General features: G+C 45.0%; 11 protein-coding genes. 5 read left to right on the plus strand and 6 right to left on the minus strand.

The window, feature by feature from the left end:
• Nucleotides 1-13: 13 nt before the first annotated feature.
• Genes F8C82_RS02375 through ung form a run of 5 tightly spaced genes read right to left on the minus strand, consistent with a single transcriptional unit; the run spans nt 14 to nt 6,526 of the window.
• Nucleotides 14-2,404 (minus strand): M1 family aminopeptidase, encoded by a 2,391-nt coding sequence (locus F8C82_RS02375; protein ID WP_151691829.1) that lies wholly within the window; start codon nt 2,402-2,404, stop codon nt 14-16.
• A gap of 38 nt (nt 2,405-2,442) precedes the next feature.
• Nucleotides 2,443-3,201, minus strand: coding sequence for a 23S rRNA (guanosine(2251)-2'-O)-methyltransferase RlmB (gene rlmB / locus F8C82_RS02380; protein WP_151691830.1), 759 nt, complete (start codon nt 3,199-3,201; stop codon nt 2,443-2,445).
• Nucleotides 3,149-4,492: a GWxTD domain-containing protein gene (locus tag F8C82_RS02385; protein WP_151691831.1), complete on the minus strand. Its 1,344-nt coding sequence runs from the start codon at nt 4,490-4,492 to the stop codon at nt 3,149-3,151. The genes rlmB and F8C82_RS02385 overlap by 53 nt, the downstream gene beginning before the upstream one ends.
• Nucleotides 4,489-5,802, minus strand: a complete 1,314-nt coding sequence (locus F8C82_RS02390) for a DNA recombination protein RmuC (protein ID WP_170266124.1) — start codon at nt 5,800-5,802, stop codon at nt 4,489-4,491. The genes F8C82_RS02385 and F8C82_RS02390 overlap by 4 nt, the downstream gene beginning before the upstream one ends.
• 7 nt (nt 5,803-5,809) lie before the next feature.
• Nucleotides 5,810-6,526, minus strand: coding sequence for a uracil-DNA glycosylase (gene ung / locus F8C82_RS02395; RefSeq protein WP_151691833.1), 717 nt, complete (start codon nt 6,524-6,526; stop codon nt 5,810-5,812).
• A 207-nt stretch (nt 6,527-6,733) separates the two neighbouring features.
• Between ung and ytxJ the strand changes: the two genes are divergently transcribed.
• From ytxJ to gap, 5 genes are all read left to right on the plus strand, one after another.
• Nucleotides 6,734-7,075 carry a bacillithiol system redox-active protein YtxJ gene (ytxJ, locus tag F8C82_RS02400; protein ID WP_223279414.1) on the plus strand — a complete coding sequence of 114 codons (342 nt, stop codon included), beginning with the start codon at nt 6,734-6,736 and terminating at the stop codon, nt 7,073-7,075.
• Entirely contained in the window at nt 7,068-7,841 is a 774-nt protein-coding gene (locus F8C82_RS02405) for a hypothetical protein (protein ID WP_151691834.1), read from the plus strand. The genes ytxJ and F8C82_RS02405 overlap by 8 nt, the downstream gene beginning before the upstream one ends.
• Nucleotides 7,842-8,714: a lipoyl synthase gene (lipA, locus tag F8C82_RS02410; protein WP_151691835.1), complete on the plus strand. Its 873-nt coding sequence runs from the start codon at nt 7,842-7,844 to the stop codon at nt 8,712-8,714.
• An 82-nt stretch (nt 8,715-8,796) separates the two neighbouring features.
• A complete protein-coding gene (locus tag F8C82_RS02415) occupies nt 8,797-11,925 on the plus strand; it encodes a T9SS type A sorting domain-containing protein (RefSeq protein ID WP_151691836.1) in 3,129 nt (1,042 codons plus the stop codon).
• A 103-nt stretch (nt 11,926-12,028) separates the two neighbouring features.
• Nucleotides 12,029-13,015 carry a type I glyceraldehyde-3-phosphate dehydrogenase gene (gene gap, locus F8C82_RS02420; RefSeq protein ID WP_151691837.1) on the plus strand — a complete coding sequence of 329 codons (987 nt, stop codon included), beginning with the start codon at nt 12,029-12,031 and terminating at the stop codon, nt 13,013-13,015.
• Here the strand turns inward: gap and F8C82_RS02425 are convergent.
• Nucleotides 13,012-14,205, minus strand: a complete 1,194-nt coding sequence (locus F8C82_RS02425) for a TlpA disulfide reductase family protein (protein WP_223279415.1) — start codon at nt 14,203-14,205, stop codon at nt 13,012-13,014. The genes gap and F8C82_RS02425 overlap by 4 nt on opposite strands.
• Between the last annotated feature and the right edge of the window lie 4 nt (nt 14,206-14,209).

The following is a 14,209-nucleotide window of genomic DNA, read 5'->3' on the forward strand; positions in this document are numbered from 1 at the left end:
ACGAAGTAGAATACTAGCGGGTGAATAGAATTTTCTGTTCACCCGTTTTTGTTTTCACGATGTAGCTTCCCGAAGGGATGTTGAGTTCGAGTACTTTTTCATTCATGCCCGGAACCAACTGCCAGTCGGTTTCAAAGACCGATTTACCCGATACGTCTACAATTTGGAGTGGGGTGGAACCACTGGCTTCAGCGAGTAATTCAATTTTTAATGTGCCGTGGTTCGGATTCGGATAAACTCGCAATGGAGGTATGCCCATTCCCGATTCTTTCAGGCCGATATCTGCGGAAGCATTGGCCAACACATAATCTCCCGGGAGTATTTTTGTCAGGTTAATTTGACCGAATTGATCACTTGCACTGCCCATTGTGTTTTTCGTGAAATGAGGATAAAGAGTCCATTCTTCCGAGGCATCGAAGCGATAGAGGAGAACTAAACTGTCTTCTGTAACGGAAACCAAATCGTCATCCATTCCTCCGTTGGCAATCCTGCCATCGTAAAATAGTCGAAGTCCAGCGTCAAAATCGGAACCCCACATGCCACGGATGGTCCAAAATCTATTGCTTGAAACATTGGCAATGGAGCTTCGCCGCTCTGGACCTGCCCAGTGGTGAGCTACATATACGTAATGCGAATCTGTGGCTGTATTGACGGTGAGTCTTGCTTTGGCATTGTCTAAGTTGAATATTCCAAACCCAATTCCTTTCACTCTGTTATAGGTGGTTCCTGCCAAGTAGTCCTCGCCTTCGTTGATGGTGGCGTAAACGGGGTTAAAGTTGAGTCCGACCAACAGATGGCTTTCATGAGCCTGCTCTACCATTATAGTGGTGCGGTGCTTTTCTCCATTTGGGCCGTACAGATTGAGTACCATCGGTGCAGATGAGAGATACGTGCTTCGCGCTTTTCGATTCTGCGAAAGATCAATCCTGACATCCCAATTGTTACCAGAGGCCATACTCTCAATAGAGTCGATGGAAATAGCAACATGCCCAGGAGTGGTGATCCAATCGCTGAAGAAATCAGCCAAACTAACTCCTGAAGCTGCGCTCATGTAGTTTTGAAATTGAGCGGTAGTCACATTGGTGTGAGCGTAGTTGCTCAAAACGGATGTCACCGCAGCAGAGAAAATAGAGTCGCCGAGATATCCACGCAAATTGTGACCAATCCATGCGCCTTTTTGGTAAACATGGGTTCCATATGTTGTGCTGTGGTCAATTCCGTTTAGGGCGAAGTAGCCTCCGTCGTCTTTTCGAGCGTAATTCAATACATACAATTGGTTCCCTCTCACTGTGCGAATGTATCGTTCACGGCTGTAGACGTCTTCTTCATAGAGGTGAGAGCTGAATTCTGCCAATCCCTCGTTGATCCACATATCTTCAGCTGTGGCACATGTAAGGAGGTTTCCCCACCAGTGGTGCGCCAATTCATGTGCAATAATATCCTCGCGATTGTACGTTCCATCCGCTAAACCGACAGGAAGGTGGATGCTCGTTACGTGCTCCATGGCTCCGGTTGCTGTGAGTGCATATCCCACTTTGTCCCAAACGTAGGGACCATACCAGTTTTCAAAAGAGGTGAGGATTCCTTGAAGGTGACCAAAGCTCGACTTCGCATTGGCAGTGTCTGCAGGACGACCGAGAATTAAACTAGGGACGGTAGAACCACCTACTTTGCTCAAGGTTCCTTCTAATTCTGCATAGTTAGAAACGGCTACACTTGCGAGGTAGGCCGACATGGGATCTGTACAATCCCAAGATTGATGGATGGAATCACCGTTTATAACCATAGCAGTTCGCACGCCATTCGCGTACGCCTTGCGTGGGGATTTTGTCAGGATATTGAAACTGTATGTGGAGTGCTCCACAAAATTGTCAAATGCAGGGAAAAGTGATCTTCCATAACTGTGTGGATTCACACCAAATCCAACCCCAAGGTTGAAATAATAGGGAGATGTTTGATGCCATCCGCCCCAACCGGTAGGGTCTGCTGGAGCAGCGCCGCTGTAATAGATCACCACATTAGCATGTGTTCCTACCGACCAAGATGCAGGCAGTGAAGTGAGTTGAACAAAAGGTGAAGTTCCAGCTGGAACAACCGTTACACTTTGTCCATTCACGGTAGCTGAATCAACAGAGAAACCATCCAGTTGAAATCGAAAAGAGGATGAATTCATCAATCGCTCCACATCTAAGGAAGCAATGGCCTTGAAATCATTCACTGGAATAGCGTACAAGTCTAGATCCAAGTGGGTATGATGAATATCGAATGTATCGCTGAGAGCAGAGTAATTCAAATTTGGAACACCTGCTGGTGATGCAACATTCTTGAAATCGCCACACGCAAATTGTCCGTGTGCCGAAAACTGAAATAGGCCGATAAAACCGGCGAGTATTAGTGAGCGCATCCCGTAAAAATAGGGAATTACTCCAATCGCCGAACGCTCTATGCTTTTCTTTGGCGCACCGTTTCCCAAAGAACGATTCCCGCAGCAACGCTAACGTTCAGAGAGCCGATATTTCCCATCATTGGAATTCGAGCTCTGTGTTTACAGAGTTTCATCACCGCTGGGGAAATTCCATCTTCTTCCGAACCCATCACAATGGCGAGCGGTTGATTGAAATTGAGGGCATACATTTCTTCCTCGGTCTTCTCTGTACATGCTACCGATTCAATTCCCGAATCGTGTAGGAAATGAAGTGTGTCTTGTAGGTTTTTAACGCGACAAACGGGGACGCGAAGCAGGGCTCCTGCGCTACTCTTTACGGCATCCTCATGCATTGGTGCTGAGTGCTTTTCTGGAATAACGATGGCATGAACGCCTGCGCACTCTGCACTTCGAGCTATAGCTCCAACATTTCGAACATCGGTGAGACGATCGAGAAGGAGCAAAAGTGGTGTTTCGCCTCGTTCCCAAATACTTGGAAGAATATCTTCTACGGAACCAAAAGGAACCGCACTAACATAGGCGATTACGCCTTGATGATTCTTTCTTGTAAGCTTGTTGAGTTTATCAAGAGGTACGTGCTTAAAGGGAAGTCCACGTTCCTTGATGTAAGGCCAAAGTTCTTGGAAAACTCCACCGCGAGATCCTTTCTGAACATAGATGCGATCAATTTCGAGACCTTCCTCTATCGCTTCTATTACCGGTCTAATACCATATATGAGGTGCGGCTGTTTGCCTGAGTTGCTGGTCTCGTTCATCTTGTGCCTTTTTGATATCTGAGACATCGTAAATACGCCCATGTCTCCATGCGTCAATCGCCATTCCCCAGCCGTATCGGTATTCCGAAGAGCGACGTAGGCTATAGTCGTTTCCGGTATACGGATTGACCATGCGATCGAATGCAAAGGTAAAGTTAAGTGAGCTGGTCTCTTCACCATAAACCCATATTTCGGTGTTCAGGGTGCGATAAATCTTTTGAGGAGGACCATAAATTACATAAAGCACCCCTCTGTCTGTCATCCATCCTTCTTTGTAAGAGGTGAAATAAACATTGGCAGCTTCAACGCGCTCGTAGTATTCTTCAATCTGATCTCTCGCTCTTTCCTCGTTGCTAGCGTGTGTGAGCCAGAATTTGTCGATGGCGTATTTGGCGGAATCTTCATCATTTAAATTGATACCATCGTATTCCAAATTGGAAGTGAGGTAACGCATAGGATAGATGAGGTGCTTTTTGTCTGTCACCAGAGGATAAGTGTCGTAGAAGTTGTACAGGGTGAACCCATCGCGAACACTTGGATCGGTTTGAAAGTGATAGAATCCTTGCTCATGGACTTGAAAACGTTCGCCATTGGACACTCTGAAGGTAGAATCTGCGGTATGATCAAAATTTCCTTCTCCGGGTTTGGCAAAAGGAGGGAGGCCTGGGTTGAACTCGCGATTGTAGTACCGAACGTGAAGTTGTTTATCGTCGGTATTTGCCAGTACTCGGTAATCTTTATTGAGTAGGATGTGGTCTCCAAAAACCACATTACTATCGGCATCAAGCACTAAGTAGTTTTGTCTACTCAATGGATTGGATCGCTCTAGGAGCTGGATCGCGTCGAAGTAGAGTTTTCTATTTCGATCATTGAAGCGAATGAGCAGCACGTACTGTTCCAGAGGTCGCATTTCATGAATGGCTACATCCACCTCTCCATAAATGGTGTGAGGTGTTAGTTCCATGGTACTTTCTGAAATGCTTGTAGAAAAAGTGTCGATAATGGAGCCTAAACTGAAGTCTTCATAAACGAAGATTTGAACATCCACGCTGGCTTCAAAAGGTTCATCAGCACGCAATCGGCTGTAAAGAATTTCTTCAGAAGAGAAAGAGAAGTAGACTTTGGAGTTGAATTGATCGGTATTGTAGATGCGAATTCTAGGTCGAACCAAAGTGCCATCTTTTTGATAGATATGATTGAGATCCAACGCCCCTAGGCCCTTGCGAGAACCACAAGAAGCCAGCGTTAATGCCAAGGCAATAAGTGCGATATAGGTCAGAGAAAGTCTCATTCAATCAACTCATTATCACTGTCGTTATCCAACAACTCTTTATCAATACTCTTTGTTGTTTGGAGTCCAAGTTTCTTCATGTTTTCACCTCTGCGAAGCAAATTACCACTTCCTTCAGAGAGTTTCTTCATGGCTCCTTCATAAGTACGCTGAGTAGTGTCCATTTGTTTGCCCAACTTCTGCATATCTTCAACAAAGCCTACAAGTTTGTCGTACAACTTGGCACCTTCATCCGCAATTTTTCGGATGTTTTGATTCTGGTATTCCTGTTTCCAAATGGACGCTATGGTTCGAAGCGTGGCTAGAAGGGTGGTTGGACTAACGATAATGATATTCTTGTCGAGAGCGTCCTCATAAATCGCGTTGTCGAATTGTAGAGCCGCGTTAAATGCGCCTTCAATGGGAATAAAGAGCAGCACAAAATCTGGACTTTTCTCTTTGTGTAGTTTTTGATAGGCTTTGTCGGATAGACCTTTTACATGCGCTCGTACCGATAGACTGTGTTCCTTGAGGGCTTTTTCAATGTCCTCTGCTTCTTCGGCTCCAGCCAATTTTTCATAGGCTACCAATGAAACTTTAGAATCGACTATCACATATTTTTCGTCGGGAAGGTGGATCACTACATCGGGCTGAACCAATCGACCTTCATCATTTCGAAAACTCTCTTGGGTAGTGTATTCAAACCCTTTTCTCAATCCAGACGATTCGAGTATTCGTTCCAGGATCACTTCTCCCCAATTTCCCTGTTTCTTCACATCTCCCTTAAGGGCCTTGGTGAGGTTTTGAGCCTCTTCGCTCAGGTTCTTGTTTTGTAGACTGAGTTGTTCTACCACCGCTTTTAAAGCAGCGCGTTCAGAAACTCCTTTTTCATGGGTTTCTACCACTTTCTTTTCAAAAGAGACAATCTTTTCTTGAAGTGGTGAGAGGATGGTTTTCATCTGTTCCGAGCTTCGCTTTTGGAAGTTCTCGGTGTTTTTGTCTAAGATGCGATTGGCAGCCAGTTCAAACTCCTTCTGGAATTTTTCTTGAAGCTTTTCCACTTCAGCGGCGTGTTCTTCGAGACGACGCTCTAAATCAACTTTAGCCTGTTTCTCCGCTGAAATCATTCTATTGAGTTCCATCAATTCGGCACTCAATTTTTCATTGTTCGATTTGAGTTCAGCTACATAGGCTTGCTCACGCTTGAGCAGGTCAACACTTACATAGGCATTCAAGTCTACTTCGGGCGTCTTGTTCGTTTGAGATCGAATCAGGAGAATCACCAACAGAATGAAAGACAGGGCAGAGAGTATGACAAAAAGTATTTCCATCTGAAAATTAGACGTTTGAAAACAGGTTTGGGGATTCGAGACACCAATCAATGGGCGATTTTCCCGAATCGACAAGGTACGCATTCGTTTTGCTGAAATGAGCGCATCCAAAAAATCCTTTATACGCTGAAAGAGGTGAAGGGTGAGGTGCGGTTAGAATGAGGTGTTTGTGATCCTCAATCAAAGTTGATTTAGAAATCGCATGACTTCCCCACAGTATAAAAACGACGTTTTTCTGTTGAGCGGAAATGTATTGAATGAGGGTGTCTGTGAGATCTTGCCAACCCGATTTTGCGTGGCTACCTGGTTTAGACTCTACAACGGTTAGACTCGAGTTCAACAAGAGAACACCTTGTTTGGCCCACGATTCTAAATTGCCCGAACTCGGTGTTCCACATCCTATATCATGTCCCATTTCCTTAATGATGTTCTTGAGAGAAGGAGGGATAGTGATGCCATTGGGAACGGAAAAGGCAAGGCCGTGTGCTTGGTTGGGACCGTGATATGGATCCTGTCCAACAATTACCACTTTGATCTCTTCTGGGGCACAATATTCCAGTGCTTTGAAGGTCTCTTCTTTGGGGGGATAAACCTTTTTGGTAGAAAATTCGTTGTCAATATAGTCGAATAGTGAATCGAATGTAGACGGAGCATTTTTTGGAAAAATGGCATCCAACCAACGCTCGGGTACGTACTTACGTATGGACAATGTGGTTGTGGTCATGTAAAGCAGAAGAGAATTTGTCTGAAGCGCTTACGCTATTTTGGCTACATTTGTCATTTATACAAAGAACAGAAAAATCACCAGAATGAAGCGATTGACTTTTGCATTGATAGCAGCCTTAGGTCTTCTAGTAGCCTCGTGTGGATCTCATGAACCTTGCCCAGCATTTCAGGGTGACGCGGGTCAGCCTGACGTAGAGTACCGAGCATGATGAAAGGTTTCATCGAGCTCACTTCGGAGAGCCAATTGGATGAAATTGATAGTGCTTCTCGGAATGGCAAGGGTGTGTTGATTTACAAGCACAGTACCCGTTGTTTCATTTCATCAATGGCACAAAGACGTTTGTCGGGGTTAGATACGGATGAAATTCCCGCTTACTATTTAGACCTGTTGAGGTATCGTTCTGTATCCAATGCCATCGCAGAAAAGTATGGCGTGGGTCATCAGTCGCCTCAGCTACTATGGATAGTAGACGGAAAATGTGTGGAACACACTTCTCACGAAGGAGTGAGTTCAGAGGTAGTAGATACTTGGATGGAACATGCGTAAATTTCTAACGATAGGAGTGGTATTGTTGAGTATGTTGGCAGAAGGTCAGATTGAGACAGATGCCGACTTTCGACGTACGGTCTATCGAGAGGAATTTTCAGTGGGTTTGATCTTACACACGCGATCTCCTTGGCCGGGAGTTAATTTTCGCCGACTTTCTTACTCTGATGGTTACAATAAATGGGGATACGAGATAGACTACACCAGTTATCGTCATCCCAGAGAAATAAAATACCCAGTTCAAAGCATTTTGGGGAATTCTCGAAGCTTCACCTTTGGTAAAATCAATGATTTTTTTGCCCTGCGTGGAGGCTATGGACGGGAGAGAATCCTGTTTGACAAAACCGATCAGGGCTCGGTTTCCATTTCGCTTCAAACCTATGGCGGTGTCGCTTTGGGGTTTTTGAAACCGATTTATGTGGAAGTTCGAAAGGTTAGCGGTGATGGTACTTACATCGATGTGGTTGAACGCTACAATCCAGACGAACACGATAATGTATACGTATACGGTGAAGATTCTTTCTTCACTGGATTTAATGAAACCCAAATGCGCCTAGGCGTATATGGAAAAGTGGGAGTTAGTTTTGATTACAACTTCCTCGATCAACGCATCACCTCCATGGAAGTGGGGGCGATTTTTGATTACTACCCAAGTTGGTTTGGGTTGTATGAACCGGGTGGAGTTCCGGTAATGGCAGAAACGGACAACTTAGCCTTGTGGTGGCAGTTGTACGTAAGTTTCAACTTTGGAAACAAGTGGTTCTAAATGAGCACTTCAACAGAAGAAAATAAGACAAAGACAGGCAAGCCAAAATGGTTGCGCGTCAAGCTTCCAACCGGAGGCAACTACAAAAGCGTTCGCAAACTGGTAGATAATTACGATCTACATACCATCTGTGAAAGCGGACATTGTCCCAATATGGGAGAATGTTGGGGTGCGGGTACTGCTACCTTCATGATTGCGGGTAACACGTGTACGCGATCGTGTGGTTTTTGCAACGTTGCTACAGGTCGCCCAGATGCCATTGATTGGGATGAACCTGAGCGCGTAGCTCGTTCTGTGCGTTTGATGAAAGTAAAGCACTGTGTCCTTACTTCAGTAGACCGCGACGATCTCGCCGATGGTGGTTCCATCCTATGGGCTGAAACCGTCAAAGCGGTGAGAAGAATGAGTCCAGGGACAACCATGGAAACCCTAATTCCAGATTTTCAAGGGATTACGCGCAACATTGATCGAATCGTAGAGGCCAATCCAGAGATTGTTTCTCATAATATGGAAACGGTAAAACGCCTTTCCAGAAAGGTTCGTATTCAGGCGAAGTATGAGAGAAGTCTTGAAGTTCTTCGCTATTTGAAAGAGAGTGGAATTCACAGAACGAAGTCGGGCATTATGCTCGGACTGGGAGAAACAGAGGAGGAAGTAATTGAAACATTGCGCGACTTGAGAGCGGCGAATGTGGATATTATTACACTTGGACAGTACTTACAACCAACCCCTAAGCACCTTCCTGTCGTTAACTTTGTTGAACCTCAACAATTTGATAAGTACAAAGAAATTGGTTTAGAAATGGGATTCAGATATGTGGAGAGCGGACCGCTTGTTCGGTCGAGTTATCACGCTGAAAAACATTTAGTGTGAAGTAAGGGTTAAGTTTTTCCCTTGTAAAACACACATTTTACCTATTTTTAACGCCTCAGAATCGCGATAACAAGATTTGTGTATGAAAAATGGACGTTTACTCCTTGGTTTAGTTGGAATTAGCGTTGTTGGCTCAGCATTGTTTGCAACGCAGAGCTTACAAGCACGTTATACTCCTAGAGCAACTTCCTCGGGAGTTGAGGCTATTGCCGGAGCGGCAGAGTATCTCAATTCACTTCGTGTAGATATCACAACGGGTACTGTTGATCCAAGAATGGAACAAGAGGCTCGCCGACAAGCTTCGGCTTTGTCGAGTAACAAAACGCTTAATCTCCAGTGGGAGAGTCTAGGGCCAGCAAACTCTGGTGGTAGAGCTCGAGCTCTTTTGGTAGATCGCGATTCTTCTAACATCGTATATGCTGCTTCCGTAAGTGGTGGACTTTATCGTTCACGTACAAGCGGTTCATCTTGGATTCCAGTGAGTCCAATGGATGAAAACCTAGCAGTAGTTTCTATTTGTCAAGCGACAAATGGCGATATCTACTACGGTACTGGAGAATTCCCATTCATCGGTTACTTTGGTAATGGTGCTTCAAGTACTCCTGCTTTCATCGGTGGTGGTATCTTCAAGAGTACCGATAACGGTAAGACATTTACTGTATTGCCGAACACGGTTCCTTCTAGCCCAACAACCAACGATGGTTGGGCCGCTGTTGGTGATATTGAAGCCGATCCAAATGATGCAAACACAATCTATGCCGCTACTCCAGGTGGTTTGCGTAGATCTCAAGACGGTGGCCAAACTTGGAGCATCGTTCTTTCTGGTTTCACTCGTGACTTCACAATTGACGTGAATGGTAACCTTTATGTAGATAATGGTAGCCGTTTGATGTACTCTTCTACAGGGAACGCGGGTGATTGGACTGAACTTTCTTCAGGTTCAGGTATGGCAGGAACACTTCCTCGTACGCAAGGTCGTATGAGAATTGCGGTTTCGCCACAAGACCCTAACTACATCTACGTGGTTGAAGGTAATGGTAGTCAATTGAAAGGTGTGTACCGCTCCATTGATGCAGGTGCTACCTGGACTCAAATCGGAACGAAAGGTGCTCAGTTCGATCCAATGTGTAGTGGTTCTAGCTGTCAAGGTATCTACGACCTACTTTTCTCCGTTAGTGCAAAAGATAAAAATAGAATTTGGTTCGGTGGTATTACACTTTGGACCTGGTACAACGGTCAGTGGAGCCAAGTGAATACTACCAATGATTCTCCTGGTAACCCTTACTACATCCACTCTGACCTTCACGAACTTATTTCAGATCCTAAGAACCCAGACATTTTGTGGTTGGCGAGTGACGGCGGTATCTTTAAATCAAGTGACCACGGTGTAACTTGGGGAGAGCGCAACTTGAACTTCCGTACCATTCAGTTCTACAAGTTCGGTTTGGGTCAAGATCGCAGCCTACTTGGCGGTACACAAGATAATGGTACTCAATTGATCGACGGTTCTCAAAACTTTGCTAGTTACAGCACGCGTTTGCAAATCAATAACAAGTTTGCAGATGGTGGTGAAGCTGAGATTTCTTGGTTGGTACCGAAGGTAATGTTCGGTGAAAACCAGAACGGTGACCTTGGTCGTTCAGAGAACAACGGTGAGTCTTTCTCTGCTTTCTACGAAGGAAACATGAAGAACTTGTTCCAGCCTATGTCGGGTGGATTTGCCAACTGGATTATGCCTTATGAGCTTTACGAAGACGATAACGACCTAGAGTCTATCGACAGTGTAATGTTCTACGCTTTCCCAGCTTCTCAAAGTCTTGGTTTCGGTAACGGTACAGACGTTACGTTTACATCTACTTTGTCCCGTCCTTATGCTCCAGCAGTATTTGATGCATCATCTTTTGAAATTGTAAGTGGAGCCCTTTCACTACAATCTGATGCAGCAGGTAATCTAACGGGTGACGGTACAGGAACGTTTGATGCTGCAACAGGAACTTACATGGCAACCTTCAATACAGCTCCTCTTGCTGAGATTGTAGTTACTTGTAACGTGAGCTACCCTGCTGGATCTGAGTTCCGCGTACCGAGTAAAACAGGTGGGCTTTTAATGGATGTTCAATTGACACAAACTCTTGGTGCTAACGATACCGCTTACTTCCAAGATGTTGTTCAATCCTTCTTGATTGCAGGTCTTACTTCTCACGATAACAACGGTGCTTTTGCCGGTGGTATTTGGATGACTCGCGAAGCACTTGACTTCAGCGGAACTCCAGATTGGTGGAAAGTTGCGCAGCTTCAAAACGGTGAATCTCCTTTGAGCATGACCGTAACTTCTGATGGTGATATCTGTTACGTGGGTACCACTTCTGGTCGCCTTTACCGTATCTCAAATCTTGATGCTGCCCGCACCGACGATGCAGATATCTTGTTCGATACTGTAGGTCAACCTACACCAGTTGCTGTTGATTTGATCCGCAGCTTTGGTAGAAACGTGACCAGTGTTTCTGTAGACCCTAACGATAACGATCGCGTGATTGCAACTTTGGGTAACTACGGTCAAACAGATTACGTATACTACTCAACAAATGCTACCTCTGCTTCGCCAGTATTTACATCTAAGCAAGGTAACCTTCCAGCTATGCCAGTATATGCCTCTTCATTCGACAAGGGAGATGCAGGTGCGGTTCTACTCGGTACCGAGTTGGGTATGTTTGCCATTCAAGATATTGATGCGGCAGGTACTCCACAGTGGACCAATGAGAACAACGGTATGCCTATGGTTCCAGTGTTTGAAATTGAGCAGTACCGCACAAACAAGTTGAGCCCAGCTGATACAACAATTGTAGAAGGTGATTTCTACATCGCAACTCACGGTAGAGGTTTCTACAGAACAGGTTCAACTCTTACCAACCGTCCGGTTTCTGTTGAGGAGAATGAAATGACATTCAATAACCGTGAGGAGTTGAATATCTTCCCTAACCCAGCGAAGACCAAGTCAACGATCGCATTCGAATTGAACGCAACTTCTGAAGTATCGGTTACTGTGCGCGATTTGAATGGCCGTGTAGTTCGCTCTATCAACTACGGTAGAATGGGTGCAGGTGAGCAAACTGTTGAAGTGAACTTTAACGGATTGAGTGCTGGTGCTTACATGGTGAGCTTGGCTAACGGTTCCACCATTAACACTGCAAAAGTGATTGTTCAGCGATAGTATTCGCACACTTTAATACAGAAGAAGAGCCGCCATTGTGCGGCTCTTTTTTTATTCTGTCTACCTCGAAGTTGTACTTTCGTATTCTCAATTTATCGCGCACATGATTCGAGTTGGCATTAACGGCTTTGGACGTATTGGGAGAATGTTCCTCCGGATTTCAGAAGCATCAAACGCTATTCGCGTTGTTCAAATCAACGATCTAGCCGATGGCCCTACATTGGCTCATCTTCTAAAGTATGATAGCGTTCATGGAAGATTCCCTGGTGAAGTAGATTTTGCAGATTCGCAGATTCAAGTAAATGGAAGACCCATACGCTTGTCTTCTTCAAGTACACCTGCTGAAATTGAATGGAAGGATGTGGATGTGGTATTGGAATCTACCGGGAAGTTTAAGACCCGTCCAGATTTAGAACACCACTTGAGAGGTCATGTGAAGAAGGTGGTTCTCAGTGCGCCTCCTGCAGATGCAGAAGTTCCGATGGTAGTATTGGGAATCAATGATGAATTGCTCACCACACATCCATCCATCGTTTCTAATGCGTCGTGTACAACGAATTGTGCTGCGCCAATGATCAAGGTGATTCGCGAGAATTTTGGCGTTGAGCACGCTTATATCACTACTGTGCATAGTTTTACGAGTGATCAACGTCTCCATGATGCTCCACACAAGGATTTGAGAAGAGCTAGGGCTGCGACTCTTTCCATGGTGCCTACTACAACCGGAGCAGCAAAAGCACTTTCTAAGGTGTTTCCAGATTTAGAGGGAAAGATGGGAGGATGTGGAATCCGCGTTCCTGTTCCTGATGGTTCATTGACCGATATCACCTTTACCGTTAAATCAGATACGACCGTAGAAGAGGTGAATGCCGCATTTAAAAAAGCCTCTCAGAATGAACTGAAAGGCTTTTTAGGCTATACGGCAGATCCGATTGTGTCCGCCGATATTGTGGGTTTGAAAGAGAGTTGTCTCTTTGATGAACAACTAACTTCTGTACTCGGAAAACAAGTGAAAGTAGTGGGCTGGTACGACAATGAAGTAGGGTATAGCAACCGCCTTCATGATCTCATCAGCCGCATTTCCAATTAATTTCCCAAATAGATCTCTAATTTTTGCTCAAGTGCTTCGCCACGCAAGTTGGTTCCCAAGATGTAACCTTCACGGTCGATGAGTACAGTGAATGGAATACCTTCAATGCCATAAGAAGTAACCACTTCAGAGTCCCATCCCTTTAAGTCGCTGACGTGATTCGGCCAAATCAAGCCGTCCTGTTGAATCGCATTTCTCCAATCCTCCCTAGGAAGACCCCTTTGATTCGGCAAACCATCAAGACTAACGGAATAGATGTCAAATCCTTTGTTCTTGTACTTGTTGTACATACTCACAAGGTGTGGGTTGTTTTGTCGACATGGCATACACCAAGAGGCCCAGAAGTCAATCAACACCACTTTACCGCGCAAATCCTTTAGAGCTCTTTCTTCTCCGAAAGGATCTTTTAGAGTAATGCTCGGTGCCAATGCCCCTTCTTGAATGCTCATGCGAGCTTGTTGGGCAGCACGCTGACGAGCAACGTTCTCGCGGAATTTCTGGATGCTATTGTGGTAGGTTTTCGCAATTGGGTGGTCGGGATATCTCGAAAACACACCGTTGTCGATGCGATAAAAGATATCAATGTCGGTTGAAGGGTTCAAGACAGGAGAATTTCCCACTTGGTGATAGATCACAAAGATGTTGGTGAGGTTCGTACTGTCGTCATTCACCATGTCAATCAAAGCCTGACGATGATTAATCATGGTGCTTTGATAGACTTGATTGAGTCCCATGCGAACCTCTTCAAAATTCACACTGTCTCTGTACATCTTGTTGATGCCATCCAATGAGTCAAGCACGCTGATGGTGTTTCCCATTAGTACTTGCTGCTCCTGAAGCAACTTGCTGTATTCGTTTCCTTCCACCGTGTAATGTAGGAAGGTCGGTGTGATGTTAATATCAAATTTCAAGGTGTCATTTGGGCTTGCCGCAAAACGGAAATTAACGTTTCCAGCAAACATCACATTGTAAATCCCATCTTCACCATTGGCCGGAATATCAGCGCTAAAGTGGCTCCCCGATAAATCGAGAGTGTCTACTACCACTGTACTGTCACCCATCAATTGTTGGATGTAAGCAACATCATCTGTATTCACATTTCCTTCAATGTGAAAAGTCTCCTGATTCGATGTGTTCGAACAGGAAGAAAGCAATGCAATTCCTGCAATAGCAGCTAGATAAATTCTCATGGAA

This window comes from Phaeocystidibacter marisrubri, from assembly GCF_008933165.1.
In the GTDB taxonomy this organism is placed as follows: domain Bacteria; phylum Bacteroidota; class Bacteroidia; order Flavobacteriales; family Schleiferiaceae; genus Phaeocystidibacter; species Phaeocystidibacter marisrubri.